The organism is Rhodococcus sp. P4_C10 (assembly GCF_056402135.1).
On record NZ_JBFUHZ010000007.1, the window covers coordinates 167,963 to 174,148 of the forward strand.

Annotated in this window: 6 protein-coding genes; 1 reads left to right on the forward strand and 5 read right to left on the reverse strand. The window is 66.4% G+C overall.

All coding sequences use genetic code 11. The features are described from left to right. Positions 1-101: 101 nt before the first annotated feature. The 5 genes from AC1DWC_RS06515 to AC1DWC_RS06535 all read right to left on the reverse strand — a co-directional run bounded on the left by AC1DWC_RS06515 (position 102) and on the right by AC1DWC_RS06535 (position 5,871). A complete protein-coding gene (locus tag AC1DWC_RS06515; protein WP_477906670.1) occupies positions 102-494 on the reverse strand; it encodes a DUF5313 family protein in 393 nt (130 codons plus the stop codon). A gap of 2 nt (positions 495-496) precedes the next feature. Beyond that, positions 497-2,239 carry a SulP family inorganic anion transporter gene (locus AC1DWC_RS06520; protein WP_477843481.1) on the reverse strand — a complete coding sequence of 581 codons (1,743 nt, stop codon included), beginning with the start codon at positions 2,237-2,239 and terminating at the stop codon, positions 497-499. 341 nt (positions 2,240-2,580) lie between these two features. Beyond that, entirely contained in the window at positions 2,581-4,482 is a 1,902-nt protein-coding gene (locus AC1DWC_RS06525) for a phosphoenolpyruvate carboxykinase (GTP) (RefSeq protein ID WP_477906671.1), read from the reverse strand. A gap of 56 nt (positions 4,483-4,538) precedes the next feature. Continuing rightward, a complete protein-coding gene (locus AC1DWC_RS06530) occupies positions 4,539-5,420 on the reverse strand; it encodes a hypothetical protein (protein ID WP_477906672.1) in 882 nt (293 codons plus the stop codon). Positions 5,421-5,505: 85 nt separating this feature from the next. Continuing rightward, positions 5,506-5,871, reverse strand: a complete 366-nt coding sequence (locus AC1DWC_RS06535) for an ArsR/SmtB family transcription factor (RefSeq protein WP_477843487.1) — start codon at positions 5,869-5,871, stop codon at positions 5,506-5,508. A gap of 165 nt (positions 5,872-6,036) precedes the next feature. Here AC1DWC_RS06535 and AC1DWC_RS06540 point away from each other — a divergent pair. Further along, a partial coding sequence (locus tag AC1DWC_RS06540; protein WP_477906687.1) for a thiolase family protein occupies positions 6,037-6,186 on the forward strand: 150 nt, incomplete at its 3' end.

Here is a 6,186-nt window from a genome sequence, read left to right on the forward strand (position 1 = left end):
TTCGGCCATGTCCGCCGAAGGATCCAAACGGAAAGTTGAACTCCCGGCGAAGGACCCGTGCCGCAGATCGTGGATGCACTCACGATCATTCGCTGGTCCTGCTAGTCGGCCGCCCGGTACCGGGCCTCGTACTCCTCGCGTTCCTTGTCGATCCGCGGTTGCCTGTGCCTGACGAGGAGCTCAGGCTCGAGTCCGTGGCTGACGAGGCGGTGACGCAGGTAGATGTTCTTCAGGGCGAACAGGAAGTAGACGAACGGCAGAAACAGCAGAAGGACCATGCTGATTCGGATGAGCCATGGACCGGAGATGAACAGCAGGGCCGCGAGGATCGGGACGAGAGGGACCAGGCAGCGGATCACGTAGCGGCGGGTGGCGCCGGGTCCGGTGATGTCCTTGACGACCCAGTCGTGCAGGTCGGCCGGCAGGGTTCGGCCGGCGAGGTAGCCGACATGTTGGCGCGTTGACGGCGTGTTGCCGGAAGTGGTGGCTGGCATGGTCAGTCCTCGTTGCTCGTGGAGGTGTAGTGACTTTCGGGCAGGACAAGCATTCGGGCGTAGCTGATCGCGCGTGGGGTGGTCTCGAAGATGTGCCGGTCCTCGCTGTCTGTGGTGGTGAACACGCCGAGGGCTTCGAGGGGGCGCAGGTGCTCGGGTTTGATTCCGGAGATGAGCACGCTGATGTGGCGGTGTTCGAGTTTGGTGATGGCGTCCTTGAGGACGATGGCGCCAGTGGCGTCGAGGGCGGTGACCCGCGACATGCGCAGGATCACCACCTTCACGTCGGAGACCTCGGCGAGTTCGAGGAGGAATCGGTGTGCGGCGGCGAAGAACAGGGCGCCGTCGATGCGGTAGGCGACGATGTGCTCGCGCAGCAATTCGTGTTCTTCGGTGAAGTGATCGTCGTTCTCGAGGGGCACCTGCTCGATCCGCGCTGACCTGGCGACCGCCCGCAGCGCGAGGATCGCGGCGAATCCGACACCGACGGCGACCGCGGTGACCAGGTCGAACACGACGGTGACGAGGAACGTCGCGATCATCACCACCGTGTCGGCGCGGGTGGCGCGGGCGATGGCGAGGATGGAGGCGGTCTCGACCATCCGGACGGTCGTGGCCAGCAGGACTCCGGCGAGCGCGGCGAGGGGGATCTCGGCGACCAGCCCGGCGGCCAGGTACACGATCGCGGCGAGGATGAGCGCGTGGGTCAGCGCCGCGAGCCTCGTGCGGGCACCGGAGCGGACATTGACCGCGGTCCGCGCGATGGCGCCGGTGGCCGGCACGCCTCCGAACAGGGGTGCGGCGATATTCGCCAGCCCCTGCCCGAACAGTTCCCGGTCGGGGTTGTGCCTGGTCCCGACGCCCATCGAATCCGCCGCGGTCGCCGACAGCAGTGATTCGAGCGCCGCCAGTGCCGCCACGGCGAGCGCCGGCGCAATCAGGGACGTGAGGTCGCCCAGGTGAAGAAAGCTCAGTGTCGGCGCGGAGAAACCGGACGGGATGGCGCCGATGCGCGCGATGTCCATGTCGAAGAGCTGCGCGACGACGGTCACGGTGGCCACCGCGACGAGCGAGAACGGGACCCTCGGGAAGTAGCGTCCGCCGACGAGGATCGCGACGGCCACCACCAGCGCGATCACCGGCGTCAGGGTCGACGGGCTCTCCACGAATCGGCGCACCGCGTCGAACGCGCTCTGCCACACCTTTTCGCCCTCGGCTCCCTGTATTCCCAGGGCAGCCGGGACCTGTTGGAGGGCGATGACGACCGCGATGCCGGCGGTGAATCCCTCGATGACGGGGGCCGGCATGTAGCGCACGGCCCGGCCGATACCGGCGAACGCCAGCGCGACGAGCATCACCCCGGCGATCAGACCGACTGCAAGCACGCCCGTCGGCCCGTACTGGGCGACGATGGGAACCAGGACCACCGTCATCGCACCGGTCGGACCGGACACCTGGAAGCGGGAGCCGCCGAACACCGCGGCCACAGCGCCGGCAACGACGGCTGTGGTCAGACCTGCGGCGGCCCCCAGGCCGGAGCTGATGCCGAAGCCCAATGCCAGTGGCAGCGCGACCAGCGCGACGATGAGACCCGAGAGCAAGTCGGCGCCGGGGGCGCCGAGCGCGGGCTTCCACTCGCTCCACCGGGGCAGTAGTTCGGCGACAGACCGTAATGCGCCGCTGAGGCGACCACCGGCGAGGCCAGTTGTTGTCGTGGGCCCGTTCGGGTCCCCCAGTTCTGACATGTGCAGCTTCCTCGGATAGGAACAACCTCTCCAGGTTGCTAATTGCTAAGGTTAGCAACTAGCAACGATGGAAGGTTAGATGATGCGTGTAACACCGTTCAGCCGACTTCGTGGACAGATATTGCGATGCTCGGACTGCGGCTTCCTGTGCCGAACCTCCGCGCTGCGGGCCGGCGACGACTCCTGTCCGCGCTGTGGAGTCGAAGTGCTGGTCATCGTCGGCACCGGCAAACCGTTCTGTTCCACCGGCCGGGCCTGCTGAGGGGAAGGCCAGCCGGGCCGGCGGAAGAGGTGGCCCGGACCCGAGGAGGGCGATCCCTCTCCTCGGGTCGTGGGGCCGGTCAGCCTTCGCGACGGATACGCACGCGATGGAAGTCATCGTCCCGTGCGGTGGCGGGTTTGCCCGGATAGGGGCCGGAAAGGGTTGGGGCGGCGAGTCGGAGCTTGAGGGCGCCGAGTTCTTCGCGCAGGACGTCGGGCAGGGTGTTGCCGCCAATGGTGGCGTACCACTCGTCGATCAGGCGTGTCTCGTCGATCCACTCGCCGTCGTCGACCTCCAGGGCCGCCGCGATCTTGGTGTGGTCGAACTTCATGCCCGTGAGATCGAGTGCGTCGATCGGCGGGACGTTACCGATCGGCGTCAAGTTGGCCGCACCCTTTCCCTCGACTCGAGCCAACGCCCATTTGAGGATTCGGGAGTTCTCCCCGAACCCTGGCCACAGGAACTCGTCGGCGTCGCCGCGCCGGAACCAGTTGACATAGAAGATCTTCGGCAACTTGGCCGGATCCGCCTTCGCCCCGATGTCGAGCCAATGCGCAAAGTAGTCACCGACGTGATAGCCCAGGAACGGCAGCATCGCCATCGGGTCACGGCGCACGAGCCCGACTTCGCCCGTCGCGGCGGCGGTGGTTTCCGAGGACAGGGTCGAGGCGAGGAACACCCCGTGCTGCCAGCTCAGAGACTCGGTCACCAGGGGCACAGTCGTGGCGCGGCGCCCGCCGAAGAAGATCGCCGAGATCGGCACCCCGGCCGGGTCGTTCCATTCGGGGGCGACGGTGGGGCACTGCGCGATCGGGGTGCAGTACCGCGAGTTCGGGTGCGCCGCCCGCTCACCCGATGCCGGGGTCCAGTCCCGGCGCCGCCAGTCGGTCAGGTGGGCCGGCGGCGCGTCGGTCATCCCTTCCCACCACACGTCTCCGTCATCGGTGAGTGCGACGTTGGTGAAGATCGAGTTGCCCCGCTCGATGGTGGCCATCGCGTGCGGGTTCGTATGGAGTCCGGTGCCGGGGGCGACGCCGAAGAACCCCGCTTCGGGGTTGACCGCGTACAGGCGTCCGTCCTCGCCGAAGCGCATCCAGGCGATGTCGTCGCCGACGGTCTCGGCGGTCCACCCGTCGAGGGTGGGCTCGAGCATCGCGAGGTTGGTCTTACCGCAGGAGGAGGGGAACGCCGCCGCGACGTAGTGCACCTTGTTCTCGGGGGAGGTGAGCTTGAGGATGAGCATGTGCTCGGCCAGCCAGCCCTCGTCCTTGGCCATCTTCGAGGCGATCCGAAGCGAGTAGCACTTCTTGCCGAGAAGCGCGTTGCCGCCGTAGCCGGAGCCGTAGCTCCAGATCATCCGCTCTTCCGGGAAGTGGGAGATGTACTTGGTGTCATCGCACGGCCAGGTGGAGTCGGCCTGGCCCGGGTAGAGCGGGGCCCCGACGGAGTGGAGGCACTTGACGACTTCGGTTTCGGCGGTGACCTTGTCCCACACCGCGGCCCCGGAGCGGGTCATGATCTGCATGGAGACGGCGACGTACTCCGAGTCGGTGACCTGGACGCCGAACTTCGGCTGCGCCGCGTCGAGCGGTCCCATGCAGAACGCGATGACATACATCGTGCGGCCGGCCATCGCCCCGCGGTAGTGCTCGGTCATCACCGTCTTCATGTCGACGGGGTCCATCCAGTTGTTCGTCGGCCCTGCATCGGCTTCGAAGCGGGAGCAGATGAAGGTCCGGTCCTCCACTCGTGCCACGTCCTCCGGGTCGGAGACGCACCAGAAGGAGTTCGGCTTGCCCTCGAGGCGGACGAAGGTCCCCTTGTCGACCAGTTGTGTCGTCAGGCGGTCCCACTCGCCGGTGGATCCGTCGCACCACACCACGGAGTCGGGGCGGGTGAGGTCGGCCATCTCGGCGACCCAGGACACGATCTCCTCGTGCATTGTCGGGGCGGCCCCGATGCCGGTCGCGGGTGTGGTCACGGTGTTCTCCTCACGAAAGTCGTCGAATGCGGTGCGGGTGAAGCCCTGCAGCGCCGCTACGGGTGCTGGCTGCGGTCGGTGAGCTGAGCGAAGACACGGCCGACCTGGCGGGCGATCGCACGAGTGACGAGACCGTCGTCGGGTCCGGGTAGTGCCTGCCCGGCCGGCGTGGTCAGCGCCAGCGCCCGGGCGGCGGCGGCAATGACCTCGATGGTCACCTCTCGCGCCTGGTGCCCGCACAGCGCGCTGAGCAAACCTGGCACCACCAGTTGCCCCAACGTGAATGGGTCCGCGGGGTAGCGCACGGTGCGGCCGGGGGCATCGGCTTCGGAGGCCGTTCCGGCGAGATCGATCAGAACGTCGTTCTGTTCCATCAATCGTCGTAGTGGGAAGGCCTGCGCATCCCCGCCGTGCCAGTTGGTGATCTGTCCGATACCGCTGTTCATCAGGATCGGGCCCAGCAGGGGCGCATTCTCGGGACCATTGACCACGACACGCCCAGAACGGGGTGCGGCACCTTGGCGCCGAAGTAGGGAGATCGTCGTCGCCGCCAGCGCGGCGGTGACTGCGTCGAGTTCGGTGAGAACCAAGGGTCCGCCGCGAGCAACTACTTCGCCTTTGACCAGTGAGGACTCCTGGGCACTGAGACCAGTCACGAATGCAATCGACACACGGGGTGCGAGTGAGACGATCCGTGTTGCGACGGCTGTCGAGTCACTCATGGTCATTGGCAGCCGCAGCACACGGATCGGTGTCCGACTTCGGATCAGGCCCGTGTATCGCTCCATTGCGGTCCACGGTGAGCGCTGCGTTGCGGTCCGAGAACGCCCACTTCGGGCCTCGCCGACCGTTACCACGGCAGCGTCGATCCCCAGAAGCAGCAGTCTTTCGCTGTCCGTGAGCCCGCGAGCGCCGCGGCGTTCATCCTTGTCGGTCACCCTGTTCATCCATTCGTGCAAGATAAGCATTTAAGAAATTCTGCAATCAATAGATCCGCGTAGACCCGTCCGGTGGGACACTTGCTCAGCCTGCCGAGTCGCCCACCAGTGCAGCGGACTCCGGTAGATCTTCGAGCAACTCGGCCTGGCCCGCGACGACGCCCGTGAGGATCCCCCTGGCAGTCGCCAACAGGTCCGCGACTTTCGGTGAGGTCAGTGCATAGGTGACCGACAGGCCTTCGCGCCTGGCAGTGACGAGTCCGGCGCGTCGCAGGATCGACAGCTGCTGTGACAGATTCGCGGGCTCGATCCCAACCTCGGGCAGCATCTCCGAGACGGCGTGATCACGCTCGCTCAACAATTCCAAGACCCGGATGCGCGCCGGGTGCCCCAACGTCTTGAAGAAGTCCGCTTTCATCTGATATAGCGGTTGGCGCGAGTTCGCAACCATGGCGCCTCCTGTCGTTCTCCGTTGGGGCCGTGTGCCCACGACATCGTGCCTCGCCGCGATCATTCCACAACCCGAACGCTACTTGCGAATCTTAGCAATTTGGTGATGGCAGCTGATATGAAGAACGGGTTCTAGTTTGGGTTCATCTTCGAGAGGTCGTTCGCCATGGGCACACCAGTAATCGTCGAGGCAGTCCGTACCCCGATCGGCAAGCGAGGGGGTTGGCTGTCCGGCCTGCACGCGGCGGAGACCCTCGGCGCGGTTCAGGTCGGACTTCTCGAGCGGGCGGGCATCGACCCCCTCCTCGTCGAGCAG

Excerpts from the sequence above, each read along its gene's own strand:
- AC1DWC_RS06535 (WP_477843487.1), bottom strand. The coding sequence starts at position 5,871 with ATGGTTGCGAACTCGCGCCAACCGCTATATCAGATGAAAGCGGACTTC.
- AC1DWC_RS06515 (WP_477906670.1), bottom strand. The coding sequence starts at position 494 with ATGCCAGCCACCACTTCCGGCAACACGCCGTCAACGCGCCAACATGTC.
- AC1DWC_RS06520 (WP_477843481.1), bottom strand. The coding sequence starts at position 2,239 with ATGTCAGAACTGGGGGACCCGAACGGGCCCACGACAACAACTGGCCTC.